25 protein-coding genes and 2 pseudogenes are annotated in these 24224 nt (G+C 69.6%); 12 read left to right on the plus strand and 15 right to left on the minus strand.

Annotation, left to right across the window (positions count from 1 at the left end; translation table 11 throughout):
* Positions 1-111: 111 nt before the first annotated feature.
* The 7 genes and pseudogenes from ACZ7OU_RS48555 to ACZ7OU_RS48585 all read right to left on the minus strand — a co-directional run bounded on the left by ACZ7OU_RS48555 (position 112) and on the right by ACZ7OU_RS48585 (position 9129).
* Complete coding sequence (locus ACZ7OU_RS48555; protein WP_470260512.1) at positions 112-1851, minus strand: glycoside hydrolase family 15 protein; 1740 nt, start codon at positions 1849-1851, stop codon at positions 112-114.
* On the minus strand, positions 1830-2852 hold the full coding sequence (locus ACZ7OU_RS48560) for an SDR family oxidoreductase (RefSeq protein ID WP_470260513.1): 1023 nt from the start codon (positions 2850-2852) through the stop codon (positions 1830-1832). Before ACZ7OU_RS48560 ends, ACZ7OU_RS48555 begins: the two co-directional genes overlap by 22 nt.
* A gap of 13 nt (positions 2853-2865) precedes the next feature.
* Positions 2866-3180 (minus strand): hypothetical protein, encoded by a 315-nt coding sequence (locus tag ACZ7OU_RS48565; RefSeq protein ID WP_470260514.1) that lies wholly within the window; start codon positions 3178-3180, stop codon positions 2866-2868.
* Complete coding sequence (locus ACZ7OU_RS48570) at positions 3177-6236, minus strand: FAD-binding and (Fe-S)-binding domain-containing protein (protein ID WP_470260515.1); 3060 nt, start codon at positions 6234-6236, stop codon at positions 3177-3179. Before ACZ7OU_RS48570 ends, ACZ7OU_RS48565 begins: the two co-directional genes overlap by 4 nt.
* A gap of 10 nt (positions 6237-6246) precedes the next feature.
* The gene (locus ACZ7OU_RS48575) at positions 6247-6699 is read right to left on the minus strand and encodes an enolase C-terminal domain-like protein (protein ID WP_470260516.1); all 453 of its coding nucleotides are present in this window, start codon (positions 6697-6699) and stop codon (positions 6247-6249) included.
* Between the two features lie 91 nt (positions 6700-6790).
* Positions 6791-7336: pseudogene (locus ACZ7OU_RS48580) on the minus strand (enolase-like domain-containing protein); the annotation flags it as partial.
* Complete coding sequence (locus ACZ7OU_RS48585) at positions 7336-9129, minus strand: thiamine pyrophosphate-requiring protein (protein ID WP_470260517.1); 1794 nt, start codon at positions 9127-9129, stop codon at positions 7336-7338. The gene ACZ7OU_RS48585 and the pseudogene ACZ7OU_RS48580, both read right to left, overlap by 1 nt.
* Positions 9130-9203: 74 nt before the next feature.
* Between ACZ7OU_RS48585 and ACZ7OU_RS48590 the strand changes: the two genes are divergently transcribed.
* The 5 genes from ACZ7OU_RS48590 to ACZ7OU_RS48610 all read left to right on the plus strand — a co-directional run bounded on the left by ACZ7OU_RS48590 (position 9204) and on the right by ACZ7OU_RS48610 (position 12298).
* Positions 9204-9656 carry a MarR family winged helix-turn-helix transcriptional regulator gene (locus ACZ7OU_RS48590; protein ID WP_470260585.1) on the plus strand — a complete coding sequence of 151 codons (453 nt, stop codon included), beginning with the start codon at positions 9204-9206 and terminating at the stop codon, positions 9654-9656.
* 53 nt (positions 9657-9709) lie between these two features.
* The gene (locus tag ACZ7OU_RS48595; protein WP_470260518.1) at positions 9710-10675 is read left to right on the plus strand and encodes a TIGR03557 family F420-dependent LLM class oxidoreductase; all 966 of its coding nucleotides are present in this window, start codon (positions 9710-9712) and stop codon (positions 10673-10675) included.
* Between the two features lie 157 nt (positions 10676-10832).
* Positions 10833-11057, plus strand: a complete 225-nt coding sequence (locus ACZ7OU_RS48600; RefSeq protein WP_470260519.1) for a DUF6480 family protein — start codon at positions 10833-10835, stop codon at positions 11055-11057.
* Between the two features lie 375 nt (positions 11058-11432).
* Positions 11433-11873, plus strand: a complete 441-nt coding sequence (locus ACZ7OU_RS48605; protein WP_470260520.1) for a hemerythrin domain-containing protein — start codon at positions 11433-11435, stop codon at positions 11871-11873.
* Entirely contained in the window at positions 11870-12298 is a 429-nt protein-coding gene (locus ACZ7OU_RS48610; protein ID WP_470260521.1) for a DUF4383 domain-containing protein, read from the plus strand. The genes ACZ7OU_RS48605 and ACZ7OU_RS48610 overlap by 4 nt, the downstream gene beginning before the upstream one ends.
* Positions 12299-12321: 23 nt before the next feature.
* On the opposite strand, the gene ACZ7OU_RS48615 is transcribed toward ACZ7OU_RS48610, so the two are convergent.
* Entirely contained in the window at positions 12322-12435 is a 114-nt protein-coding gene (locus ACZ7OU_RS48615) for a DUF5914 domain-containing protein (protein WP_470260522.1), read from the minus strand.
* Between the two features lie 208 nt (positions 12436-12643).
* Positions 12644-13804: an IS110 family RNA-guided transposase gene (locus ACZ7OU_RS48620; protein WP_470260523.1), complete on the minus strand. Its 1161-nt coding sequence runs from the start codon at positions 13802-13804 to the stop codon at positions 12644-12646.
* A 285-nt stretch (positions 13805-14089) separates the two neighbouring features.
* On the opposite strand from ACZ7OU_RS48620, the gene ACZ7OU_RS48625 reads away from it, so the two are divergent.
* A complete protein-coding gene (locus tag ACZ7OU_RS48625; protein ID WP_470260524.1) occupies positions 14090-14635 on the plus strand; it encodes a hypothetical protein in 546 nt (181 codons plus the stop codon).
* 78 nt (positions 14636-14713) lie between these two features.
* On the opposite strand, the gene ACZ7OU_RS48630 is transcribed toward ACZ7OU_RS48625, so the two are convergent.
* The 4 genes and pseudogenes from ACZ7OU_RS48630 to ACZ7OU_RS48645 form a co-directional block, all read right to left on the minus strand.
* On the minus strand, positions 14714-15673 hold the full coding sequence (locus ACZ7OU_RS48630; RefSeq protein ID WP_470260525.1) for an alpha/beta hydrolase family protein: 960 nt from the start codon (positions 15671-15673) through the stop codon (positions 14714-14716).
* Between the two features lie 427 nt (positions 15674-16100).
* Positions 16101-16699, minus strand: a pseudogene (locus tag ACZ7OU_RS48635) (flavodoxin family protein).
* Positions 16700-16784: 85 nt separating this feature from the next.
* Positions 16785-17078, minus strand: coding sequence for a hypothetical protein (locus ACZ7OU_RS48640; protein ID WP_470260526.1), 294 nt, complete (start codon positions 17076-17078; stop codon positions 16785-16787).
* A gap of 243 nt (positions 17079-17321) precedes the next feature.
* Positions 17322-17906: a TetR/AcrR family transcriptional regulator gene (locus ACZ7OU_RS48645; protein WP_470260527.1), complete on the minus strand. Its 585-nt coding sequence runs from the start codon at positions 17904-17906 to the stop codon at positions 17322-17324.
* 103 nt (positions 17907-18009) lie between these two features.
* Between ACZ7OU_RS48645 and ACZ7OU_RS48650 the strand changes: the two genes are divergently transcribed.
* The 3 genes from ACZ7OU_RS48650 (at position 18010) to ACZ7OU_RS48660 (ending at position 20042) form a co-directional block, all read left to right on the plus strand.
* Complete coding sequence (locus tag ACZ7OU_RS48650) at positions 18010-19059, plus strand: aldo/keto reductase (RefSeq protein ID WP_470260528.1); 1050 nt, start codon at positions 18010-18012, stop codon at positions 19057-19059.
* Positions 19056-19778: a DUF998 domain-containing protein gene (locus ACZ7OU_RS48655; RefSeq protein WP_470260529.1), complete on the plus strand. Its 723-nt coding sequence runs from the start codon at positions 19056-19058 to the stop codon at positions 19776-19778. Before ACZ7OU_RS48650 ends, ACZ7OU_RS48655 begins: the two co-directional genes overlap by 4 nt.
* 132 nt (positions 19779-19910) lie before the next feature.
* A complete protein-coding gene (locus tag ACZ7OU_RS48660) occupies positions 19911-20042 on the plus strand; it encodes a hypothetical protein (RefSeq protein WP_470260530.1) in 132 nt (43 codons plus the stop codon).
* 58 nt (positions 20043-20100) lie between these two features.
* On the opposite strand, the gene ACZ7OU_RS48665 is transcribed toward ACZ7OU_RS48660, so the two are convergent.
* On the minus strand, positions 20101-20931 hold the full coding sequence (locus tag ACZ7OU_RS48665; protein WP_470260531.1) for an SAM-dependent methyltransferase: 831 nt from the start codon (positions 20929-20931) through the stop codon (positions 20101-20103).
* A gap of 439 nt (positions 20932-21370) precedes the next feature.
* A complete protein-coding gene (locus tag ACZ7OU_RS48670; RefSeq protein ID WP_470260532.1) occupies positions 21371-22123 on the minus strand; it encodes an NADPH-dependent F420 reductase in 753 nt (250 codons plus the stop codon).
* Between the two features lie 72 nt (positions 22124-22195).
* Between ACZ7OU_RS48670 and ACZ7OU_RS48675 the strand changes: the two genes are divergently transcribed.
* From ACZ7OU_RS48675 to ACZ7OU_RS48685, 3 genes are all read left to right on the plus strand, one after another.
* Positions 22196-22780 carry a TetR/AcrR family transcriptional regulator gene (locus tag ACZ7OU_RS48675; protein ID WP_470260533.1) on the plus strand — a complete coding sequence of 195 codons (585 nt, stop codon included), beginning with the start codon at positions 22196-22198 and terminating at the stop codon, positions 22778-22780.
* Positions 22781-22889: 109 nt separating this feature from the next.
* Complete coding sequence (locus ACZ7OU_RS48680; protein WP_470260534.1) at positions 22890-23246, plus strand: hypothetical protein; 357 nt, start codon at positions 22890-22892, stop codon at positions 23244-23246.
* A 575-nt stretch (positions 23247-23821) separates the two neighbouring features.
* A complete protein-coding gene (locus ACZ7OU_RS48685) occupies positions 23822-24175 on the plus strand; it encodes a CGNR zinc finger domain-containing protein (protein WP_470260586.1) in 354 nt (117 codons plus the stop codon).
* The last annotated feature ends 49 nt before the right edge of the window (positions 24176-24224 follow it).

Genomic DNA, 24224 nt, shown 5'->3' on the forward strand with positions numbered 1-24224 from the left:
ACATGGACGACCGTGCGACGTCGCATAGCGGGTGTGCGATCAGCAAAGCACCGTCGCGCCTGCCCTTATGCTGCTCGTCGGACATCGGTTTCCCGGAGTGGACCGCAGATGTCAGTCGGCGAGCCGGTGCGAGGTTTCCAGCAGCAGGGCGTGGACGAACGCCTGGGGCAGGTTCCCGCGAAGCTGACGCTGCCGCACGTCGTACTCCTCAGCCAGCAGGCCGGGCGGACCGCACGCGGCGCGGTTGCGTTCGAACCAGCGGAACGCCTCGGCGTGACGCCCTTGCTGCCGGCAAGCCAGGGCCATCGTGAACCCGCACAACAAGAACGCGCCTTCGGCCCGGCCGAGGGGACGGTCGTCGGAGGCGAAGCGGTAGACGTAGCCGTCCTCGCACAAGTCGGCGTGGACGGCTTCCAGCGTGGCGATAGTGCGGGGGTCGTCGGCCGGGAGCGCGCCGCGGATCGGGGGCAACAGCAGCGCCGCGTCCGTGCCGGTGAGCGCGGGGCTGCGCTGCCAGGCGCCGCGGTGGTCGATGCAGCGGCGGGTGGTTTCGGCCAGCAGCTTGTCGGCGAGGCCGGACAACTCCGCGCCGCGGCGGGCCGTATGGTGGCGGGCGAACGTGCGAAGCCCGGCGATGCAGGCCAGGCGGGAGTGGCTCCACCAGTCGTCCTGCAGTTCCCAGACCCCGGCTTCGGGCTGGTTCCAGCGGCGGGCGATCAGGTCGACGCAGACGTCGGCGGCGCGTTCGGTGTCGGGGGTGAGCCGGTTGTGGCGGGCTGCGGCCGCGTAGAGCTGCAGCATTTCGCCGAGGGTGTCGAGCTGGAACTGGCCGTTGACGTGGTTGCCCGCTACCGGGTTGCCCCCGGGGTAGCCGGGCAGGCCGAGGGTGGTTTCGTCCGGGGGTGGGGCGCCGTCGGCGGTGTAGGCAGGCAGGAGCTTTTCGCCGTGCTCGAGGACGCGGGCGGTGGTGAAGGCGACGGCGTCGTCGAGCAGCGAGTGCGGCTCGGTGACGGCGGCGGCCAGCCCGGCGTAGCACTGGTCGCGCAGCCACACGTACCGGTAGTCGTAGTTGCGGCCGGCTTCGGCGCGCTCGGGCAGCCCGAGGGTGGCCGCGGCGACCATGCCGCCACCTGTCGTCGTGAGGCCGCGCAGGACGGCGTAGGAGTGGCGGGCGTCGCGCGGCGCGACAGTGTCCTCGAGCCGGGGTACCGCGGCGTGCCAGGTGTGCTCGGTGGCACTCCACAGCGCGGCCGGATCGGGTGGTGCGGGCAGCCTCCGGTCGCTGATCTCGAGGACGAGGTCGTGGTGGCTGCCGCCGGTCACGGGCAACTCGAGGAGCAGGCCGTCGTCGCCGGGGCGGGCCGCGGCCGCGCCGGTCCAGCGGATCCGCAGGTCGCCGCTGCGGGCGGTCCAGACGCCGTCGCGGACGGCGAGCTCGCGCATCGAGCGCGCCCCGAACCCGTCGCGCACATCGAGGTGGACCCTCATCCGGACGTCCCGCTCGACCGCCTCGACGCGGCGCAGCAGGACGACCCGGTGCGGGTCGGCGGGGTAGGCGAGGGCGTCGCGACATTCGGCGACGGTGCCGGTCGTGACCCAGCGGTTGCGCCAGATCAGCGTTCCCGGCTCGTAGGAGCCGCCCCAGACGTAGGTGCCCGCCGGGCTGACGGAGTAGGTGCCGCGGCCGCCGACGAGCGAGGACAGAACGGCGCTGTCGGCCCAGCCGGGCGCGCACAGCCAGGCGATGTCGCCGCGCGGCCCGCACAACGCGCCGCGCTCCCCGTCGGCGAGCAGGGCGTACTCGCGCAGGACGTGCGGTGGGAAGCCGGTCACCGCCGGACCTGTCGCCATACCGCCAGCCCGGCCGCGGCCAGCGCGCCACCGCAGGCGGCGAGCAGGCCGTGGTGCTGGCTGGCCCACAGCTGGAGGCTGCGCGGGGTGGACTTGCCGTCGAACTCGCCGTGGGCGCCGTAGTCGTGGCCACCCGGCCCGTCGGCGGGTTTCCACAGGTTGGCCGGCTGGTCAGCGGGTTTGCGCTGGGAGGTCTGCTGGGACCGCAAGCCGGTGTTGGCCAGGTAGCGGTCGAGCAGTCCGGGCGCGACGGCGTTCGCGATGAGCGTGCCGGCGGTGCTGGCCCCGACCCAGTACTCGCGGCGGCGCGGGTGGTCTGCCGCGTGCAGCACGGCGCGCGCGGCGACCTCGGGCTGGTAGATCGGCGCGACCGGTTGCGCGTGGTGCGGCAGCCGGGACAGCACCCAGGAGAACTGCGGGGTGTTGACCGCGGGCATCTGCACCATCGTCACGTGCACCTTGCTGCGCTCGGACAACAGCTCGCAGCGCAGCGATTCGTGGAAGCCCTGCAGGGCGTGCTTGGCTCCGCAGTAGGCGCTCTGCAAGGGGATTCCGCGGTAGGCGAGCGCCGAGCCGACCTGCACCACGGTGCCGTGGTCGCGGGGTTTCATCCGGTTGAGTGCGGCCATCGTCCCGTGCACGTAGCCGAGGTAGCTGACCTCGGTGACGCGGCGGAACTCTTCCGGCCGGATTTCGGCGAAGCGGGCGAAGACGGAGGTGAAGGCGACGTTCACCCAGACGTCGATCGGGCCGAGCTCGCGTTCGACCCGGTCGGCGGCCGCGTCGACCTGCTCGAAGTCGGCGACGTCGGTGGGGATGGCGAGGGCGGTGCCGCCCTTGGCGCGGATGTCGTCCGCGGCCGCCTTCAGGCCTTTCTCGCCGCGCGCGAGCAGCGCGACACGCGCTTGCTGGCCGCCGAAGGCCCGGGCCACCGCGCGGCCGATGCCGCCGCTGGCTCCGGTCACGACGACGACCCGGTTCTGGGTTTTGTTTTCTGACATGGGTTTCTCCTCTCTACCGTGCTCGCTTAGCCGCCCACGTCCAGGTGGCCGCGCCCGCGGCGTTGGCCAAGGCGAGGTGCCGCCACCGCGGGGACAACGCGGCCAGGGCGAGCATGCTGACACTGTGGGTGAGGTCGACCGTCCACGCCCGGCGGGCGAAGGCGCCGTCCGGCCGTCGCAGAGTGAGGGCGGCTTGCGCCAAGTGCCGCGCGCCCAGGCCGGCCGCGACAACCGCGAGTCCGTGCCGATCGTGAGGGACCGAGCGAGAGGCAAGCAGGAGCGTGGCGCCCCACACGGCTCGCGCGGTCGCGATCTGCCGCGTCCTCATCGCGTCCTCCGGCGGGCGACGGCGATCCCCAGGGCGGCTGCGGCGAGGGCGAGCCCGGGCAGGAGCTTCGGTGGTGCCGGGCGGGTGGGCTCGTCGTCGAGCGCGGTGGCGAGCAGTTCGGCGAGGTGGACGCCTTCGCGGCCGTTGCTGTCGAGCTGGTGGATCTGGGTGCGGCAGCTGAACCCGTCGGCCAGGACCGCGGTCTCCGCCGGCGCCTCGCGGACCCGGGGCAGCAGGACTCGCTCCGCGCACGCCTCGCTGACCTCGAGGTGGCCCTTCTCGAACCCGAAGTTGCCGGCCAGGCCGCAACAGCCGGAGTCGAGGTGCTCGGCGTCGACGCCGGCGGCCTTGAGCAGTTTCTCGTCGGCGTCCCAGCCCATGATCGCGTGCTGGTGGCAGTGCACCTGCGCGATGGCTTTCGCGTCGAGTCGCGGCGGCCGGTAGCCGGGGGAGTGCTCGGTGAGCAGCTCGGCGAGGGTGACGGTCTGCGCGCGCAGCCTTCGGACGTCGTGGTCGCCCGGGAACAGGTCGGCGGCGTCCGAGCGGAACACCGCGGTGCAGCTGGGCTCGAGACCCACGACGAGCCCGCCCTCGTGCAGGTGCGGCGCCAGCTCCCGGACGGTGCGCGCGAGGATGTGCTTGGCGACGCCCAGCTGTCCGGTGGAGATCCAGGTGAGCCCGCAGCACGGGGCGGCCGACGGCATGGTCACCCGCCAGCCGGCGTCTTCCATCACCCGGACCGCGGCCTGTCCGACGTGGGGGTGGAACGAGTTGGTGAAGGTGTCGGGCCACAGCAGCACCGTGCCGCGGGCACCGGTGCCGGATGGTCCGCGCCGCGCGAACCACTGCTGCAACGTTTCCCCGGCGAACAACGGGACTTCCCGGTGCGCGACGCCGGCGGCGAGCGTGGCCAGCCGGGCCAGGCCGGGCGCGTGGGTGAGGGCGTTGACCAGCTTTCCGGCTCGCAACCGGCTCACAACCTGGGCGAAGGCGGGCAGCCAGCCCATCGTGTAGTCCGACCGCGGCCGCCGCCACGGACGGCCTTCGTAGTGGTGGGAGAGGAACTCCGCCTTGTACGTCGCCATGTCCACATTGGCCGGACAGTCGGTCTTGCATCCCTTGCAGGACAGGCAGAGGTCGAGGGCGTCGCGGACCTCGGTGGAGCGCCAGCCGTCGGTGACGGGGCTGTCGCCGTGCCCGTCGAGCATTTCGAACAGCAGCCGCGCCCGCCCGCGCGTGGAGTGCTCCTCCTCGCCGGTGACCTGGTAGGACGGGCACATGACCTGGCCGCCTTCGGTGGTGTGCTGACGGCACCGCCCGACACCGACGCAGCGGTTGGCGGCCTGGGCGAACGAGCCGCCGTCGTCGGGGAATCGGAAGTGCAGGGCTTGCGGGTCGGCCGGCGACCAGTCGCCGCCGAGGCGCAAGTTCTCGTCGAGCCGGTACGGCGCGACGACCTTGCCGGGGTTCATCCGGTCGCCGGGATCGAAGATCGCCTTGAGCCGGCCGAACGCGGTCACCAGCTCGGTGCCGAACATCTTGGGCAGCAGCTCGCCGCGGGACTGGCCGTCGCCGTGTTCACCGGAGAACGAGCCGCCCAGCGACGCGACGAGGTCGGCGGCGCGTTCCATGAACCGGCGGTAGGTGGCGACGCCGTCGGCGCTGTAGAGGTCGAACGGGATGCGCGTGTGGACGCAGCCTTGGCCGAAGTGGCCGTACAGGCTCGGCCCGGTGTCGCCGGCGTACCCGAATTCTTCGTACAGCGCGGTGAGCTTCCGCAGGTACTCGCCGAGTCGTTCGGGTGCGACAGCGGAGTCTTCCCAGCCTTCGAACGTGTCGGCCTTGCCGGGGACGTGCGCGGTGGCGCCGAGCCCGGCTTCGCGGACTTGCCACAGTTCGGTCTCGCGGGCGGGGTCGTCGAGGAACGCGACGTCGGCTTCGTGCTCGTTGTCGTGCAACGCGTCGAGCATCCGATGGGCTCGGCGTTCGACCTCGTCGGTGGACGTGCCGCCGAACTGCACCATGAGGAACGCGCGACCCTCGGGCATCTCCTGCAGGGCTTGCGGGTTCATGTGCTTGATCTGCTGGTCGCGGATGAGCTTGTGGTCGACGCCTTCGAGGGCGATCGGTTCGTGCGGGAGGATCGCGGGCACGGCGTCGGCGGCGGTGGCGATGTCGGGGTAGCCGAGCACGACCAGGGTGCGTTCCGGGAGCACCGGCACCAGCTTGAGCTGGGCGCGCAGCACGGTGACCAAAGTGGACTCGGACCCGACCAGCAGGCCCGCGACGTCGAAGCCGTGTTCGGGTAGCAGGGAGTCCAGGTTGTAGCCCGACACGCGCCGCGGGATGTCGGGGAACCGGCGGCGGATCTCGTCGCCGTACTCCTCGCGCAAGCGCCGGAGCTGCCGGTAGACAGCGGCTCGCGCGTCGCCGTGGCGTTCGATCGCGGCGTACTCCTCGTCGGTGGTTTTCCCGCACCAGAAACGGGTTCCGTCGGCGAGGAGCACCTCCAGGCGGGCGATGTTGTCGACGACCTTGCCGGTCCGCTGGGCGGTGGCGCCGCAGGAGTTGTTGCCGATCATGCCGCCGAGGGTGCAGTTCATGTGCGTCGCCGGCTCCGGGCCGAACCGCAGGCCGATGTCGGCGAGCTGCCGGTTCAGTTCATCGAGGACGATCCCCGGCTGCACCACGCACGTGCGCGCCTCGGTGTCGACGGACTCGAGCTTCGTGCAGTACTTCGACCGGTCGAGCACCACGGCGGTGTTGGTGCACTGGCCGGCCAGGCTCGTCCCACCGCCACGGGAGAGCACCGGCGCGCCGTACTCCCGTGCCACCGTCAGCGCCTCGACCGCCTCGTCCGGGGTGCGGGGGAGGACGACGCCCAGGGGTACCTGCCGGAAGTTGGAGGCGTCGGTGGAGTAGGCGGCGCGGGTGCCGTCGTCGAACCGCACTTCGCCACCGACCCGGCGGTGCAGGGCCGCGACCAGGCCGTCGAGGTCGATCTCGGCGCGTTCCGGGCGGCGCACGATCGGGTCGGGGAGTTCGGTACGTCCCATCGGGCTTCCTTCAGATCGAGTAGTCGGCCGCGACGTCGGCGCGGAAGGTGAGTCCGTGGCCGGGCGCGGTCAGGTCGGGGGTGACCGTGCCGCCGGTGGGGTCGAGGCAGCCGTCGAAGAGCAGGCGTTCGATGCGGTCGTGGTCGGCGAACCATTCGATGTGCCGGAAGTTCTGCGTGGCCACCGCGGCGTGCGCCGAGAGGTTCGGGGCGCAGTGGGCGGACACGTCGCGGTTCGCCGCCGCGGCGAGCGCGGTGGCTCGCCGCCACTCGGTGAAGCCGCCGCAGCGGGTGACGTCGACCTGCAGGCAGTCGACGACCGGCAGCATGCGCACGAAGTAGGGCAGGTCGTAGCCGTACTCGCCGGCGGCGATGTCCGGCCCGCCGGGGAATCGCGTCGCCGCGAGCCCGGGCAGGTCGTCGCTGGAGACAGGTTCCTCGAACCACGTGACGCCCCACTCCAAGAGCCGCTCGGCGACCCGGCGGGCCTGGCCGGGGGGAGTAGGCGCCGTTGGCGTCGACGTAGATCTCGACTTCGTCGCCCACCTTGTCCCGCGTCACGGCCACCCGTTCCAGGTCGCGGGCGACGCGGGTGCCCCACGACTCACCGATCTTGATCTTCACGCGCGGGATGCGCTGCCGGCGCACCCAGTGGTCCAGCTGCGCGATCAGCTCACCGTCGGTGAGCGTGGTGAAGCCGCCGCTGCCGTATACCGCGACGTCGTCGTGCACCCGGCCGAGCAGCCGGCAGACGGGCACCCCGAGTGAGCGGGCGGCGGCGTCCCACAGTGCGATGTCGACCGCTGATAGTGCGCAGGAGACCAGGCCGTGGCGCCCGAGGTTGCGGGTGGCGTGCTGCATCGCCGCCCAGCAGGCGGGCACATCGAGCAGCGGGCGGTCGCGCACGGCCGCGGCGAGCACGCCGTCGATCAGCGGTACGCAGGCCGCGTCGGCGTAGGTCCAGCCGAGCCCGCGCACTCCGCCGGCGTCGACGTGCACGACGACGATCGTGGTGGCGTCCCAGGCGAGGGTGCCGTCGGCTTCGGGCGCCGGAGCACGCACCCGGTAGGCCCGGGCACGGACCTGCTCGATCGTGGTCATCAGTTCTTCCGGCCGGGCAGGAACTCCTGCAGCTTCGTCTTGACCCCCTGCACGACGAGGTGGAACGCGTCGGGGTCGCCCTTGAGCACCGACTGGGCGGCGGACTTCATCTGCTCGAACGTCGCGTGCGGCGGGATCGGCGGGACCTCGGGGTCGCAGCGGATGTCGAGCACGGCCGGCTTGCCCGCGCCGAGCGCGGTGTCCCAGGCCGCGACGAGCTGGTCCGGCTTGTCGACGGTGACCGCCGTCAGCCCGAGGGAGAGCGCGAAGCCGGCGTAGTCGACGTCCGGCAGGCTCTGGGACTCCTCGAACTTCGGTGCGCCGCCCATCGCGCGCAGCTCCCAGGTGACCTGGTTGAGGTCGTTGTTGTGGAAGACGCAGATGACGCAGGTCGGGTCGGTCCACAGGCTCTGGTAGCGGGCGATGGTGATCAGCTCGGCGAGGCCGTTCATCTGCATGGCGCCGTCGCCGACGAGGGCGATCACCGGCCGGTCGGGGTGGGCGAACTTCGCCCCGATCGCGTACGGGACGCCCGGGCCCATGGTCGCCAGTGTGCCCGACAGCGACCCGCGGATGTCGCCGCGGATGCGGAGGTTGCGGGCGTACCAGTTGGTGGAGGAGCCGGAGTCCGCGGTGACGATGGCGTTCTCCGGGATCCGCTTGGACAGCTCGGACACGATCGCCATCGGGTTCACCGGGTCGGCGTCCACCGCGGCTTCCTTCTCGACCGTGTCCCACCAGGAAGCGACGTTCTTCTCGATCGTCTCGCGCCACGAGCGGTCCGGTTTGGCGGTGAGCTTGGGCAGCAGGGCGCGCAGCGTGGCCGCGCTGTCGCCGACGAGGTTGACCTCGGTGGGGTAGCGCATCCCGATGAACCGGCCGTCGAGGTCGATCTGCACCGCGCGCGCCTGGCCGAAGTCCGGCAGGAACTGGCTGTACGGGAAGTTGGAGCCGACGATCAGCAGCGTGTCGCAGTCGCGCATCAGCTCGTAACTGGGCCGGGTGCCGAGCAGCCCGATCGCGCCGGTGACGTAGGACAGCTCGTCGGACAGTACGTCTTTACCCAGCAACGCCTTTGCGACGCCGGCCCCGGTGATCTCGGCGAGTTGCCGGACCTCCTCGGCTGCGCCGCGCGCGCCTTGCCCGACGAGGATCGCGACCTTCTCGCCGGCGTTGAGCACTTCGGCGGCGGCGTCGAGGTCGTGCTCGGGTGGGACCGGCGCTGGCCAGGACGTGCTCGGCGGGCTGGAAGGTACCTGCTTGAAGGCGTGCTTGGGCGCTTCGTAAGGCTCTTCCTGCAGGTCGGCGGGGATGATGAGCGCGGTGGGGCAGCGGGACGACTGCGCGGTGCGGATGGCGCGGTCGAGCGCGTTGGGCAGTTGCTCGGCGACGTTGACCTCGACGAGGTATTCGCTCGCGACGTCCTTGTAGAGCGCCTGCAGGTCGATCTCCTGCTGGTAGCTGCCGCCCATCGCGCTGCGTGCGGTCTGCCCGACGATCGCGACGACCGGGACGTGGTCGAGCTTCGCGTCGTAGAGGCCGTTGAGCAGGTGGATCGCGCCCGGGCCCGACGTGGCCATGCAGACGCCGACCTTCCCGCTGAACTTCGCGTACCCGACCGCCGAAAACGCGGCCATCTCCTCGTGCCGTGCTTGCACGAAGCGTGGCTGGTTGTCCGCTTTGCCGAAGGAGGCGACGAGTCCGTTGATTCCGTCGCCGGGATAGGCGAACACCTGCTCGACGTCCCACTCGCGTAAGCGCTGGAGCAGGTAATCGCCGACCGTCTGGGCCATGAGAACTCCTCAACCGTGCGTCGTGGTCGCCTGCGGATACCCGCTTTCTCGCCTAGCATGCTTGCGTGACGCAAATGAACGAGCCGGACGCCGCGCTGGCGGCGCTGCGCGCGATGGTGGCGATCGCGGACCGGACGGTCGAAGACGCCACCGGACACCTCACGTTGACGCAGTTCCGCGCGCTGCGCGTGGTGGGGGAGCGCACGCCGGTCACCATGGGGCGGGTAGCCGAGGAGCTGACGATGAACCCGTCGACGGTGACCCGCGCCTGCGATCGGCTCACCGCCCTTGAGCTGCTGCAAAAGGCGCAAAACCCCCTGAACAGGCGGGAGACGCTGCTGGCGCCCACGGCGAAGGGCCGGCAGCTCGTCGAGTGCGTCGACGACGAGCGCCGTCGCGTGCTCGCCGCCGTGCTCGATCGGCTCGGCGACGACGTCCGCCCGGGCGTGGTGGCCGCCTTGGCCCGATTCGCCGAGGCTGCTGCGTCTTTCCGCCCGTTCGCGAGCATCGTTGCGTCCGGCAAATAAGCGCGTCACTCGCCCGGGACGCTTACCCGGCCGCGCGCCGGGTACACGCGGTCATGACGTCGATCGGGTATTTCTTGTCCTGCGAGCAGTACGGTCCGCGTGAGCTGGTCGCCCAGGCCCGGGCGGCCGAAGCGGCCGGTTTCGAGCGGCTGTGGATCTCCGACCACTTCCACCCGTGGAACGACGAGCAGGGGCAGAGCCCGTTCGTCTGGTCGGTGATCGGCGCGTTGTCGGAGGCGGTCTCCCTGCCGGTGACGACCGCGGTGACCTGTCCGACGATCCGGCTGCACCCGGCGGTGATCGCCCAAGCGGCGGCGACCGCGGCGGTCCAGCTGGACGGCCGGTTCGTGCTCGGGGTGGGGTCGGGGGAGGCGCTCAACGAGCATGTCCTTGGTGATCCATGGCCATCGGTGGGTGAGCGGCTGGAGATGCTCGAGGAGGCGATCGGGGTCATCCGCGAGCTGCACGCGGCGGGTATCCGCGGCGAGGGGGTCAGTCACCGCGGGGCCCACTACCGGGTGCAGGAGGCCCGGATCTACACGGTGCCCGACCGGCCGGTGCCGATCTACGTCTCCGGTTTCGGGCCGCAAGCCACTGAGTTGGCCGGCCGCATCGGGGACGGCTACTGCACCGTCACCCCGGACGCCGACCTGGTCCGCGCGTTCCGGGAGTCCGGGGGAGGCGACAAGCTGGTGCAGGCGGGGATGAAGGTGAGCTGGGACGCCGACCCGGAGGCGGCGCTCGACGTCGCGCACCGGCTGTGGGCCAACGACGGGCTGCCAGGGCAGCTCGCGCAGGTGATGCCGCGGCCGCAGGACTTCGCGGCGGCGATGGAGCTGGTGTCCCGCGACGCCGTAGCCGAGGCGATCGTGTGCGGCGACGACCCGAAGGCCCACGTGGACCGGGTCCGGCAGTACGTCGAAGCCGGGGTGGACGAGGTGTATGTCCAGCAGATCGGCCCGGACCACGACGCGTTCTTCCGCGGCTGGCAGGAGCACGTGCTCCCGGAGTTCCACTGACCCCGGGACCGTGTCCCGTCCGGCGCTGCGTGGGTGCGACAAGTGGCGACCGGTGTGAATGAACGACCTTGACCGTGCCCGGCGGAAGCGAAATGCGTCGAGAACAGGTGGTACCGATGAACTTTTCCCAAGAACCGACCGGCCTCGGAACCCCCTCGTGACCGCGCCGGGACCGGAGCCGGAGGACGTGCCAGGCCTGGAGGCGGGCGGATCCGTCGCACCGGGGGACACTCCGCCGGACGCCGGCCAGACGTCGGGCCTTTCCCACCCGCAGCCGATGCCGTCGAGGACGGTGCCGGTCGTCGCGCTGATCGCCGTCGGGATCATCGTCATCGGGGTGGCCGCGTTCTTTGTCCTGCGCGCCTTCGACCTGCTCGGCTGAAAGGGGTCGGCTGGGAAACGACGGCTGGTCCCGCTTCCGGGCGGGAAGCGGGACCAGCCGAGAATCTCCGTGTAATTTCTTCTTGGTGTTGGCCTTGATTTTGCCTTTCGCGGTGCCCTTGGCGTTTTGGAGCGGCGTGTAGGTGCTCTGCAGCACCTATTCGCCGACGACGGACGCTGTCGGAACGTTGAAGGGAAAGGCCAAGTCGGCGAAGAACAAGCTCACCTGACCTCGTTTACCGGGTAGGCCCGCGGGTACCGGAGACGGGACCGCGTATCGCCGTGCCCACCCGAGACCTGAAGAGGAGTTTCCATGGCGGACCGCGATGAGGATGTCATCGCTCTGTTGCAGCGGTAGCACGCGGAGATCCGCGCGATGTTCGCCGAACTGGAAACCGCCGTGCACGAGACCGCCGAGGAAATGGTCGTGCACCCCGAGAGCCGCGATCTCGATCCGGCGGCTGAGTCCGTCGTCGAGGCCCGGCTCGGCGAGGAGCACCGGGCCAAGGAATTGCTGACCACGCTGCAGAAGATGGGCCCGGATGCCGACGGGTTCGACACTCTGCTGGTCCAGCTGCGCGAAGACGTACTCGCGCACGCGGAGCACGAGGAACGAGAGGAGTTCCCGCTCCTGCGCGCGCACCACGCTCCCGAGCGGTTGCGGGCCATGGCGGCGACCGTCCTCCTGGCCGAGGCGGTGGCCCCGACGCGACCGCACCCGGGCGTGGAGAGCGCGAAGGCCAACCTGCTGCTGGGCCCGCCCGCGGCAATCATGGACCGGGCTCGCGACGTCATCCGGACGGCGTTGGGCCAGTGACTTCCCCGCGCGTGTCGCTGGTGATCGGTGTCCTCTACCTCGTGCTGGGCATCGCCGGCTTCTTCGTCCCGGGCAACGCTGGATCGACGCCCGCCGGCCCGTTCGGGGTGCACGCCACCCAGTACACGCTGGTGATCTTCAGCGTGGGACCGATCCTGAACGTGCTGCACGTGCTTGTCGGCCTGGCAGGCGTGGTCGCCGCGAGAAACGTGTCCGGAACGACGTTCTACGCGCTGGCCGGCATCGTGCTGTTCGCCGGCCTCAACGCCTACAGCCTGCTCGTGCTCATCCTCGGCACCGGCGACCGGCTGAACCTCAACTGGGCGGACGTCGTCCTGCACCTGGCCACCCTGGTGGTATTCGCGGTGCTCGCCGGCCTGGCATGGCGTTCCAGAACATCCCAACGCACCAGACGGACCTCGTGACCGGAGCCTGGAGAAACGCCGCTTCAGGCCCGCAGCGCGTACCGGCGCTCGGCGTATGCGAGGTCGTCGCGCCACAGACGGGCCGCCGTGTGGCGCGCTGCGCGCAGGCTGGGATGCGGACCTCCGGCGCCGCACACTTGAGATCATCTACACAGGACTACGGCCGACGTGACCACGAAATGGCATGGACAAGCAGACGACGGGGCCTGATCGGCGCAGCGCCGCTCACGGGGTGGCAAGCTCGCCCACTGACGAAAGCCATGACCTGAGCGCTGTCCTCGTGAGCGCCATAGCCGGTCGTCGAGCGACACCCAATCGAACGTCCGCTCATGGCTCCCCTTTATGTCAAGGGGCGGCTCTGACGGGGGTAAGCTGACTGGCGGCAGGTTCGGGTTGTGGCTTGTCCGAAGGGCCGGTGTCCGGGGTCAGGCCGGTCACGCTGGATTGCAGAGTCGTCCCCGAGTGCCCTCCCGAGCCTGCCGCCTCACGTCGGTTCTGATCGGCGAGCATGCGGGCGTAGACGACGTTCGATAAGCGTCGTTTCAGGGCGCGCATCGCTTCCATCGAGGTCTTGCCCGCGGCTTTCTTGCCGTCGAAGTAGACGCGGCCGGCGGTGCGATTGCGGAGCTGAACGATGCCCATGATGTGCAGTGTCCGGTTGATCCTGCGGTTGCCGGCGCGGGACAGGCGATGCCGTTGCTGTTCTCCCGAGGATGCGTCCAGCGGCGCGGTGCCGTTCCAAGACGCGAACCGATCCCGGTTGCCGAACCGGTGGATGTCACCAACGTCGGCCAGCAGCCGCGCGGCGCCGGACGGGCCGATGCCGTGCAGGTCGAGCAGCGTGGATCCGCGGGCGACGACCAGCTCGCGGAGATCTTTGTCCGCAGCCTTGGTCTTCTTGTCGATGGTCTCGAGCTCGGTGATCAGCTCGACCGCCAGCCGACGGCGGGTCTTGCCCACGATGTCGCGTGGTTTGATCGTCGCGACGAGCGCGCGGGCTTGCGTCGCGGACAGGAACTTCTTCGCTCCGCCCGGAAACAGTTCCGTGAGCAGCCGGTGGAGACGGTTGACAGTCTGGGTCCTGGCGCGACCGAGTTCGTCGCGACGGTCGACCAGCATGCCCATCACGACCAGCTCCGGGTCGGGTTGGACTCGGACCAGGTTCGGGGTCCGCAGCGCGACCAGAGCCACCGAGTGCGCGTCGACCGGGTCGGTCTTGCGACCGTTGCCCGTGGCGAACACCCGTACCTGCGCTGACAGCTTCGCCGGCACGTCCAGGACGGTCTCGCCGTCGTGCACCAGCCGGTGGGCGATATGCCGGCCGACGCCGTTGCAGCCCTCGACCGCCCACACCCGGTCGCTGAATCGGCGTCCGGCGGTCAGCATCTCGGCATATCCGACCTGATTCGTGCCGAATTTCCCGGCCGTGATCCTGTCGCCGAGTTCGTTGATCACTTCGATCGTGGCCGAACGCTTATGCGGATCCATTCCAATAATCACGGGCATGCCGTTTCCTTGCCTCGACGCGACGATGTCAGCAAGGAGGGCACCGCTACTTCGAGCTGGGCAGACCCCTTTCCAGCCACTCCTCGCGCGGTGCTCGGTGAGACGCATGCCATGAGAGAGCCACGCCAATGACGCTGGCGGGCAGCCGCTGTGAGCGAGCGACTCGCCGAGCACCTGGACCAGAGTCTGGCCAGACCTGGTCCTGTCGCCCAGTCTTAAGTAGCCGATGAGCGGATGCTGATACAGCAAGTGCCGTCGCCGCGGGTCGGAGTTTAGGCTCGCCGCATGACGAGAGAACGCGATCACTTGCCGGCGCTCTATCGCGCACGGGTCGCTGCCTACGACGAGAAGCTTCATGACGATTGGCGGAGGTGGTGCCGGACGGTCTTGACATACGGCGGTGATCTGGTCGTTCCCCCCACCGAGCCCGACCCGGACCTTGGTCTTCTGCTTGAAGGTGGCGTGCTGCAGGAGCAGCCCAGCAAGTCCCTCGAGCAGGACGGAGACTGTCACTCGCATGTTGCGCAGCTGTGGTTCGACCGCGATATCCATGCCGTCGGCACGGGCTACGCCTTGGCCGACGGGCTTTGGCGGCAGCACTCATGGGGAGTCGGCGATGACGGCGCGATGTGGGAAACCAAGTGGGCTTACGAGCAGTACATTGGAGTGACGTTGCCGCCAGGCGAACCGACCATACGGTTCGTGCTGAACAACTACGCGGGCAACATCAAGGAATTCCTGCGGCAGGGATCTTCTCGCGCAAGAGAAATCATCGCTGTTCTGCGGGCATCCCGCGAACGGCGGACGGAGTCCGGTCCGCGCAACGATTAACGCCGCAGCTCCGGCGTCAGACCGGCCGCAGGGCGCGCTGCGCTCCCAGGACGTACGCTCATCTCGATGAGCTTGCGTTCAGCTCTGCGAACTGGTGTCGCGCCGCCCGGTGATCCACCGGACCAAGGTTTCGACGTAGCCGGGTACCAAAGCGGTCCCACCGTGCACTTGAACGCGGTGGTCAGCATGGGGAAACAGCTCGACTGTCAGGGTTGCTCGCGGATGACGTTCGGCATGGCAGGCGGCCGCGGCGAACAGGCCGATACTGTCCGCGACCGGAACCAGTTCGTCGGCGCCGCCGAAGGTCGCCAGGTGCGGACAGCGCAAACTCAGCATGTCTGGGATCGGATCATGGTCTTGTTTGCGCTTTGTGAACTCCCAGAGGCTCTCGTCGGTCTCTGACCGGTATTCGCCGAACAAGTCTTCGGCGGAGGCAGGGATCGAGAAAGACTGAACCAGCCGCGTCACTTCGTCGAAGTCGGCGCCGCGCCGACCGGCTTCGACGAGTCGGTCGTACACGGCCAGGGTCATCTCGGCGTCATGGGGCGTGATCCCGGCGATCGCCTGAAGGGCGGTGGCCAGCGCGTAACGGTCTTGAGCGGCGGGTGTCATGCCGGGGCAACCGTTGGTGACCACCCAGGGCACGTTCCCCCGGGCCGCGGCGCGCAGAACGACCCAACCACCTTCGCTGTGCCCGAACAGGCCGGTGGTCTCGGCCTGGACGCCAGGCTGGCAGCGGAGGAAGTCCAGTGCGGCCGTAGCGTCGACGGCGAAGTCGTCGATCGTTCCCGCGAGCCAGTCGCCGGAAGACGAGCCGACACCACGCTTGTCGTACGAGAGCACGGCGAACCCGGCTTCCACGAGTCCCCGCCGGATGGGCGGAAAGAAGTTGTCGTTGGTGCGGTCAGACGGTCCGGAGCCGCCGACCATGACCACCCCTGGAGCCGGGTCACGGCGGTCGGGACCGGTAAATGTTCCTGAGAGCACCACGTCGACGCTGGGGAAAGTCACATCGCGAACGCGTTCACCGGTCACCATCTACCCAGTATCCGGCTGCCCAGCACGTCGCGCTCCCACATCGTTGATCGCGCTGTCGCGTCGCCGGTACCAGGGTGAGCGGGGCGTTGCTTCGCCGGCGGACGGCACCGTCCGCACACTCATGCAGGTGAGTGGATAAATGGGCTGCACGCGGATCACTTCGCGCGTAGCTCAGCGGACTCCGTCGGCCTGCTGGGACGCGGCGTGACCGCGCCGCGGAATGGTGATCCCTTGTCGGACGACGACCTCTCCAGCCGGTGGCGGCACCAGTGGCCCGAGTGCCGTCCGTTCGCCGATGAGCTGAAACACGTTTACCCGTGAGGACCTCGTGACGGCCGTCGGGCCGGCGACTGCGGCACCTTTCGTCGGTACTGGCCACGGACTGCCGCTGACGGCGAAGTTGATGCGTTCGCCGGCTCGGGTGCATTCAGGATGCGGGGTACTGCGCGTCCTTGAGCAGGCGCGCCAGATGAACGGCGTTGCGCACAAGCGTCGCGTTTGTCGACGCCACCCCTTCGGGAGTCTCGTCGAGGTCGTTGTAGTCCTTGCCCTGCATGGCCTCGCCGTTCCAGTATGTCCCGCCTTGAGCCGGCACGGTGAAGCCGGTGTCGTTGAGGGCCTGGAACAGGTCAGCGATGATCTTGTGGGCGCCGTCCTCGTTGCCCACCGCCGCGGCGATCGCCACCTGCCGAACATCGCCGGCCGACCCTCGTCGTCGGTCTCGGACAGCTCGGCGTCGAGGCGTTCCAGCACGCGCTGGGCGACGCTGGACATGTGCCCCACCCAGGTCGGCGAAGCGATGAGCACGATGTCCGCGGCGGCGATCTTCTGCCGGATCTGCGGCCACTCGTCACCCTCGCCCATGTCCGCCTCGACACACGGCCGCACGTTGTGGTCGACGACGCGGACCACCTCACCAGGAACACCCTTTTCGGCGAACAAGTCCAGCAGCTGGCGGGTGATCAGGTCGCTGCTGGAGTCTGCCGGCGACGGCTTGAGCGTGCAGACCAGGGCAAGTACGCGCATGGCGTCGGTCATCGATACCTCCGTGATCGGGCCCTTCGGGTTCCCACAGACCGGCGCGGTCGAAGCGGATCTTCGGGGTGAATCGTCAGCTTTTGTCGCCGGTGCTGCGGAGGTGCTCCTTCACTTTGGCGATCGCGAAACCCCAGCCCTGGTCCTCGCCGCGTTCCAGCACCACCTGCAGCCGCACCAGCGGCCGCTGGCCGCGACCTGACAGCGCCGAGCGGACCAGCCACGGGCCTGCCGCCGAGAGGATCTTGCATGCCGGCCCATCACCGATCACAACCACTGCCGGCGGGTAGCCGAGCTCGCCGCGCCCGCTGCAGCTCACCGGCGCCCTCTGGCGGGCCGCATCGGGGCCCGAGGACCGGTCAGCGTCCATGCTTGGACTCATTCTCGACGGATTGAGCGCTCACCGGAAGCCATGACAAGGTCGTTGTCCAGAGTGCGGGTTCGTGCCGTCGCTGCGGCGCTCATGCCCGACCTGGGTGTGACGCTCGAAGAGATCACGCTAATCGGTGAATTCGCATGTCGATGGTGGTCGTGGGGACGATGATCGGCAAAAGCTGTCGCTGTGACAGTCGTCCTCATTGCCGCCGGGCGCAGGTAGCGGATCGCCGCCTGTTCACAGTGGGCGGGGCGTCTGCTCGAGGCCGGAGAACACGGCGGCGATCAGCCGCCGTCCCTGTGCGGTGCCTTCGTCGTTGTTGGCGACTCGCCAGAGGAAGCTCATCAGCATGATGATGTCGGCGGGGTCGTGGCCGGCGGCGATGGTGCCTTCGGCCACGCAGGCGTCGACGAGCTTCTTCACTGCCGCGGTGGTCGGCGCCCACGAGGCGCTGATCACATCCTGGGCCGCCGCGCTGTGCAGGGCGTCACCGAGGCCGTGCTTGATGCGGATGTAGGCCGACAAGGTTTCGAACCACTCGACGAAGGCGGCCTTGGCCGATGAGTGCCGCGCCAGCACTTCGTCGGCGGCGGTGGTGAGGCGTTCGATGTCGTGCTGGTAGGCCGCCAGGATCAGGTCTTCGCGGGTGGGGAAGTGGCGGTAGAGCGTTCCGGCGCCGACGCCGGCGCGCTTGGCGACCTCGCTGAGCGGCACGAGCGGGTTCTGGGCGAACAGTTCGTGGGCGGCCTCGATGATCGCGACACGGTTGCGCGCGGCGGCCTTGCGCTGCGTGCCGTAGGTGCCCGGCGGCTGGTCGGTCATACCCCGATGATGCCCCATCTTTGACATGCGGAGAACTCTCCGCTAGTTTCGGGACACATCCGGAGAATCCTCCGCGTGTTTGCTCCGTCAGGGAGAGCCACCCATGCACTACGTGAAGCTCGGCACCACCGGCCTCGACGTCTCGCCCATCGCGATCGGCGCGATGACCTACGGCGAGCCCGACCGCGGCCACCCCGTCTGGTCCCTCGGAGAGGAGCAGGCGCGTCCGCTGATCAAGCACGCGCTGGACGGGGGCATCAACTTCTTCGACACCGCGAACATGTACTCGAATGGGTCGAGCGAAGAGATTCTCGGCCGGGCGCTGAAGGACTTCGCCGACCGCGACGACGTGGTGATCGCCACCAAGTTGCGTCACCCGATGCGCCCGGGGCCGAACGGGAAAGGGTTGTCGCGCAAGGCGATCATGACCGAGGTCGAGCACTCCCTGCGGCGCCTCGGCACCGACTACATCGACCTCTACCAGGTGCACCGCAACGACCATGCGACGCCGCTGGAGGAGACCCTCGAAGCGCTCAGCGACTTGGTGAAGGCAGGCAAGGTGCGCTACCTGGGCGCGTCGTCGATGTTCGCCTGGGAGTTCGCCAAGGCCCTGCACCTGCAGAAGCAGCACGGCTGGGCGCGGTTCGTGTCCATGCAGGACCACTACAACCTGCTCGCCCGCGAAGAAGAGCGCGAGATGATCCCGCTATGCCTCGACGAGGGTGTCGGCACGATCATCTGGAGCCCTCTGGCCCGTGGCCGGCTCGCTCGCGCGTGGGATGACGCGAAGTCGACCGCTCGCTCGGAGACCGACGGCGGCTACGCCGACCTGCTCTACTCGCCCGCGGAAGAGGCGTCGAACCACGCCATCATCGACGCGGTCGGCAAGGTCGCGGCCGACCAGGGAGTGAGCCGCGCCTCGATCGCTCTGGCGTGGCTGCACCGCCAGCCGGTCGTCACCGCTCCGCTGGTCGGTGCCGGTTCGGTCAAGCAGATCGACGATGCGATCGCGTCGCTGGACGTCGAGCTCACCGACGAGGACGTCCGCGCGCTCACCGCTCCCTACGCGCCGCGGTACGACTGGCAGGGTGTCTCGGACGAGGCGACCATGGACGCGATCCGCGCTCGGGTCCCGGGAATGGCGCTGAAGTGACGCCGATCGTGCGCTCCGGCGCGGCTGCCCGCCTCGGAGCGGTCCTGCTCTTCATCGGCCCGCTGGTGTCGTGGGTGGCCGAGCTCATTACGGCGTCGGCCTGGCAGGAGCCGCACTACTCGCCGTTTTACAACTGGGTCAGCCACCTCGGCCTGACCGGCCCGAGTCAGGTCGCGTTCGGACAAGTCGGGAACTCCCCGCTGGGGGCGGTGATGGACATCGGCTGGGTGCTCTACGGCATCCTGCTGATCGCTGGCGCGGTGCTCACCTTCGACCTGCGCGGAGGCGCGCGGCCGATCGTGATCGTCGTGCTGGCGGTCCTGGCCGGTGTCGGCGTCTCTCTCGTCGGCATCTTCCAGGGGTCCAACGCGAACGTCGCGAACGGCCTGATCGTCTTCCACACCTACGGTGCGCAAGGCGTGATGCTGGCCGGGAACCTCATGGCGATCGCCGTCGGCGTCAGTGCCACCCGAATCGGTTTGGGTCGTGGCCGCCGCGTCGCGAGCATCGCGCTGGGCGTCTTCGGGCTGATCGCGTTCGCGGCCTTCATGGCCGACGTGTTCAGCGGCTGGGCGTGGAACATCGGCCTGTTCGAACGCGCCGCGATCTACCCGATCATGATCGGCCACCTCGTCCTCGGCAGCGGCCTCATCGCCGCACGGACCGTCCGAGACGCCCGCCAAGCGTCGCTGCGCCAGCCGGTTCTCGCTGGCCGGTGACAGAGCCCGGGTGGACGTCGCCTCACCACTGGGTGCGGGAGGCGACAAGGACCCCGACGCGCTGATCGTTCCTGCCCGCGACGGCGCGTTGCCGTGGCGACCACGAGACGATGGCCGCGTTTCGAGGAGGCCGTGGCGAAGGGAACGCTCGGCGGTGCGACCGCGCGGACCGAAGCGGAGGTCCGCGAGTTGCTGCCGGGCTTGGAGCTGGTGAGCCGGGGATCGCAGTGGCTCATCGCCGGTGCGGTCGCCCGCAAGGCCTGATCGGCCCGAAAGGTTCCGGACGGGCCGACCGGGCGAGGTTGCGAACCACGTGTGCGGATCAAGGCGCGATGATGCCGACTCCTCCGTGGCTGAGGCTCATCGCCGCGCCGGCCGGGCGCAGCTGCGGTCCGTCGGGCCACCAGTCCTGCACCGGACCCACTCCGGGGGCGAGGACGTCGTAGCCGTCGAACAGCCGCCGCAGCTCGGCGACGGTCCGGCAGCGGACGCGCTGGCCGGAGTGGGTGTGCCACACCCGCTCGACCGAGCGCGTCAGGTCGCGGTTCCGCGCGGGTTCGACCCAGCCGCTGAGCGCCAGTGCCGATCCTGGTGCCAGCAGGGTGCGGTAGCCGGCCAGTGCGGCGCCGAGGCGGTGGTCGTCGAGTTCGTGCTGGACGCCGCGGGTCATCAGCACCGCGACCGGGCGGCGCGGATCCAGGGCGGGCCACAGCTGTTCGCTGTCGAGCAGCCGGTGGGGATCGAGGTGGTCGCCGCACACGATGTGGGTGGCGTCGTTGTCGTCCAGCAGCGCACGGCCGTAGCTGAGCAGCAGCGGGTGGGTGTTGGTGTAGACGACGGTCGCGTCGCGGTTGTGGCGCTGGGCGATCTGGTGGGTGTTTTCGCGGGCGTGCGGCAGGCCGGCGGCGAGGTCGAGGAACTGGTCGATGCCGCGGCCGGCGAGGTGACGCACGACCCGGACGTGCCAGGCGCGGGTGGCGCGCAGCAGTTCGGTGAAGCCGGGTGCGGTCTCTTCGAGGGCGGCCAGTGCTTCGCGGTCGAGCTCGTAGTTGTCGGTTCCGCCGTGGGCGGCGTTGTGGATCCGCGCCGGGGAGGCGACCGGGAGCCGCCACGTCCGGGCGGTGAAAAGGCCAGGCGGGGTTGCGAGTGCCATGCCGCGCACCTCCGGCACTTCATTGAAAGCAGAACGAGTTCGCGTCGGCTGGCAGCCTAACAACTTCGGTAACCTCTGTGACCACTTCGACTGCGACACGAAAGAATGGTCCTCAGTAGTTCGATCTCTACCTACAGTGGTATCGAAACTCGGGGGTGGACGCGTAGCGGGAGATATGCGACCAACTAGGTGTCACTTCCGGATACCGAGCGTCGCATCAATCAAGAACGCAATGACGCTGGCGCTGCGCGGCGCCGGCTGCGGACTCTCAGCGGCCGACGCCGCGAGGTCATGCGCGACGACGCCGTCAGCCTGAGCAGCGGTGCGAAAGAGTGCGCGGAACGGGTGAGCGAGTCGTCAGAGCGTGGTCAGCGATCGTGTCCGGGGCGGCCGGGCGATGAAGAATCCACCGGCCGCCCGGACAGGCTCCGGTCGGGACTCAGGACAAGATCGCCGGTAGGAAGCCTCCGACTGGGCCGCGAACAGCGCTGTCGAGCAGTTCGCGCAGCCGCTGGGTGGGCACGGGCACGGACGGCGTCTCGGCGAACCAGTGCTGCAGTTCTTCCATCGTGGGGTTCTCCGGCGGCTGCCCGGGCAGGTACGGCTGCGTGTAGGCGGGCGTGCCGGGCTCGAAGCGCCAGCTGTCCGCGAGCGGGCCGGCGTCCACGGTGTCGTAGCCGAGGGTGTCGAGCAGGGCGGTGGCTTCGGCGTTCGCCTCGGGGAAGTCTCCGGCGATCGGCAGGGCGCTGCGGTCGGGCGCGCCGGTCGGGCGGGCCAGCGCGCGCAGGCTGCTGAAGATGATGTTGTTGCTCGCCTTGACCACGTGCGCGCCGGCCAGATGGCGCTGCACGAGGGCGCTGGAGGTCAGTTCGCCGCTGTCGAGCACCGGGATCCGGCCGTCGCGCTGCGGGTAGTAGTTCATCGTGTCGAGCACGGTCTTGCCGGCCAGCGCTTCGGCGGGCAGGCGGTCGTAGGCCACCAGAGGGATGGTCGCCACCACCAGGTCGCCGGCGGCTGCGGCCTCCGCGGGGGTGGCCGCCCGTGCGCCGTCGCCGAGCTCGCCCACCAGGTCGGCCAGCGTTTCGGGGCCGCGGGAGTTACTGAGGACGACCTCGATCCCGGCGGCGATGGCCAGGTGCGCGAGGGTGCCGCCGATCATGCCGGCGCCGATGAAGCCCAGGGTTTTCGTCACGGTGTCTCCGTTCTTACGATAACCGACATGTGTCGGATATCCAGCGTGTGTTGTCAAAGGTACACTGACTGCGTGGTGAAGTCCCCCAGCCCCGCTCCCGACCGCCGCGTCCGCCGCAGCCAGGCCGCGCTGCAGCAGGCGTTGCTGGAACTCGTCGAAGAAACCGACCTGACGCAGCTCACGGTGGCCGACGTCGCCGAGCACGCGGACGTCAACCGGTCGACCTTCTACGCGCACTACCGCGATGTCCACGAGCTGGCCGAAGCCGCCTGCACGGCGATGATCGACGACCTCCTCGACTCTCTGGCGGCCGTCGGCCCCGAGGATCCGGACGCCTGCCCGTCACCCGCCCTGACGAGGTTCTTCGCTCACCTCGCCGAGCACGCCGGCCTGTACCGCAGCCTCCTTGGCCCGGGTGGCAGCGCCCGCGTCCTCGCCCACCTTCTCGCCCGCGCGACGGCGACGATCCACGCCTCCGCTTGCGTGCTGTCCGGCGCAGACTCGGCCGACGACGACTACGACGTGCCTGCCGGGTTCGCCGCCGGCGGCCTCGTCGGAGTCGCGGTCGATTGGTTGGACCGCGGGTGTCCTCGCGCGCCCATCGAGATGGCGGTTCTCACCAAGCCGCTGGTGCTGCACCTCGCTCCGGCCTTGTGAACCGGCGCGCCGGCAACGGCGGGGTCAGGGCGTTCTGTGTCGTCCGAACGGCGGATCGCGTGGCTGCGGGTCGCAGTCGCGGTCGCGGAGCAAGCCGGGGCACGGGATCGTGGCGGGCGACGGCAGTGCAGCGACCATCGGCTGGCTCGACGCCTGCCACTGGTCGGTCGTGCTCGCGTTCGAGGCGACCGCCGGTGCCGCCATCGCTCACCAGCTCGTACCAGGCGCACCCACCTGGGCCGCCGCGCTGTTGTTCATGGCCGCGCTGACCGGCGTGAACTTGTGTGCGGTGAAGTCGTTCGGGCGCTTCGAGTTCGCGCCGCTGCTGCGCGGGCGGCCGGTTCCTCGTCGTGGCCAGCTCGTTCGACACGTCGCGCCACTTGGCGCGCGTAGCGGCCAGATTCGCTCCGAGCGGGACAGACCCACGAATCCATCTACGGCACCGGCCCTCGTGCGCGAGCCGTAACTCGGCGTGGATCCGCTGCACGACCGGCGCGGTAACGGGGTCGGGTTCGAGGCGGTGCAACCGTTTGCCTTCGGCGGCTTTGGCCGGGTTGGGGTGTGGGCCGGCGTCGGCGAGTTGGTAGCCGTAGGGCGGTCGGCCGCCGAGGAGTCGGCTTTCGACGGAGGCCTGGGCGGCCATGGCGGTGCGGACGCGGATCTTGATCCGGTTGCGTTCGCCCTTGCTCATCCCGCCGAAGCGAGGCGTTAGCTGCCTCCGGGGAAAGCTCCGGCGCTTGTGCGAGAAGCAGAACAGATGGCTGCGTCTCGTCGCCCCGACGCTCGCGTCGGGGCCTGCTGCCGGCTGAAGCCCTCTGTGTCGGTGGCCCCGAAAAACGCGTCCTCGCTGATGATTGATCGAGGAGTTCTCAACACCGTCGACGAGCGTTCGTTCAGCCGACACGGCCAAGTGCGCTGGCGGCGAACAGCTGACGTCGGTGCAGCCGCTGGCGGCCTGGTTGAGCGAGCACCGGCCTTGCCGATGGCGGCCTGGCGGTGACGGAGGAAGATCTGGCCGTACTGACCCGCCTTCGCACGGCAATGCACCAGTCGCTCGAGGGTGACTTCGATGCCGCCACGGCCTTCTCGGACTACCCGCTGCTGCTTGCGCCCGGCCGGCGGGACGGGCTGCGTCTCGTCGCCCGGTCAGGAAGGGCCTGGCTGGATGTCATCGTCGAGACCGTGGCCGTGGCCGTGTACCGCGGGGAGTGGAGCCGGATCAGGCTCTGCGCGGCGCCGGACTGCCGGTGGGCGTTCCATGACACCTCACGGAGCGGTCGCGGGCGCTGTGCGACATGCAGGTCTGCGGCAATCGTCACAAGACGCGTGCTGGATCCTGCCTCACGTCCTGGAGGTCAAGTACCTGGAGGCGCTGAATGCTCGGCGATTCGGTGATCGTGCCGGGAAGCGCTTGCTGGCCTCGATGTCGCCGGTGCGTCCTTGC

The organism is Amycolatopsis sp. NPDC114505, assembly GCF_055633615.1.

What these genes read in the sequence shown, in the direction of transcription:
- ACZ7OU_RS48645 (WP_470260527.1), bottom strand. Translation starts at nt 17,906, where the DNA reads ATGACCGACCAGCCGCCGGGCACCTACGGCACGCAGCGCAAGGCCGCC.
- ACZ7OU_RS48620 (WP_470260523.1), bottom strand. Translation starts at nt 13,804, where the DNA reads ATGCCCGTGATTATTGGAATGGATCCGCATAAGCGTTCGGCCACGATC.
- ACZ7OU_RS48640 (WP_470260526.1), bottom strand. Translation starts at nt 17,078, where the DNA reads ATGGACGCTGACCGGTCCTCGGGCCCCGATGCGGCCCGCCAGAGGGCG.
- ACZ7OU_RS48595 (WP_470260518.1), top strand. Translation starts at nt 9,710, where the DNA reads ATGACGTCGATCGGGTATTTCTTGTCCTGCGAGCAGTACGGTCCGCGT.
- ACZ7OU_RS48560 (WP_470260513.1), bottom strand. Translation starts at nt 2,852, where the DNA reads ATGTCAGAAAACAAAACCCAGAACCGGGTCGTCGTCGTGACCGGAGCC.
- ACZ7OU_RS48685 (WP_470260586.1), top strand. Translation starts at nt 23,822, where the DNA reads ATGCACCAGTCGCTCGAGGGTGACTTCGATGCCGCCACGGCCTTCTCG.
- ACZ7OU_RS48650 (WP_470260528.1), top strand. Translation starts at nt 18,010, where the DNA reads ATGCACTACGTGAAGCTCGGCACCACCGGCCTCGACGTCTCGCCCATC.
- ACZ7OU_RS48630 (WP_470260525.1), bottom strand. Translation starts at nt 15,673, where the DNA reads ATGGTGACCGGTGAACGCGTTCGCGATGTGACTTTCCCCAGCGTCGAC.
- ACZ7OU_RS48590 (WP_470260585.1), top strand. Translation starts at nt 9,204, where the DNA reads ATGAACGAGCCGGACGCCGCGCTGGCGGCGCTGCGCGCGATGGTGGCG.
- ACZ7OU_RS48565 (WP_470260514.1), bottom strand. Translation starts at nt 3,180, where the DNA reads ATGAGGACGCGGCAGATCGCGACCGCGCGAGCCGTGTGGGGCGCCACG.
- ACZ7OU_RS48605 (WP_470260520.1), top strand. Translation starts at nt 11,433, where the DNA reads ATGTTCGCCGAACTGGAAACCGCCGTGCACGAGACCGCCGAGGAAATG.
- ACZ7OU_RS48555 (WP_470260512.1), bottom strand. Translation starts at nt 1,851, where the DNA reads ATGGCGACAGGTCCGGCGGTGACCGGCTTCCCACCGCACGTCCTGCGC.
- ACZ7OU_RS48625 (WP_470260524.1), top strand. Translation starts at nt 14,090, where the DNA reads ATGACGAGAGAACGCGATCACTTGCCGGCGCTCTATCGCGCACGGGTC.
- ACZ7OU_RS48585 (WP_470260517.1), bottom strand. Translation starts at nt 9,129, where the DNA reads ATGGCCCAGACGGTCGGCGATTACCTGCTCCAGCGCTTACGCGAGTGG.
- ACZ7OU_RS48665 (WP_470260531.1), bottom strand. Translation starts at nt 20,931, where the DNA reads ATGGCACTCGCAACCCCGCCTGGCCTTTTCACCGCCCGGACGTGGCGG.
- ACZ7OU_RS48570 (WP_470260515.1), bottom strand. Translation starts at nt 6,236, where the DNA reads ATGGGACGTACCGAACTCCCCGACCCGATCGTGCGCCGCCCGGAACGC.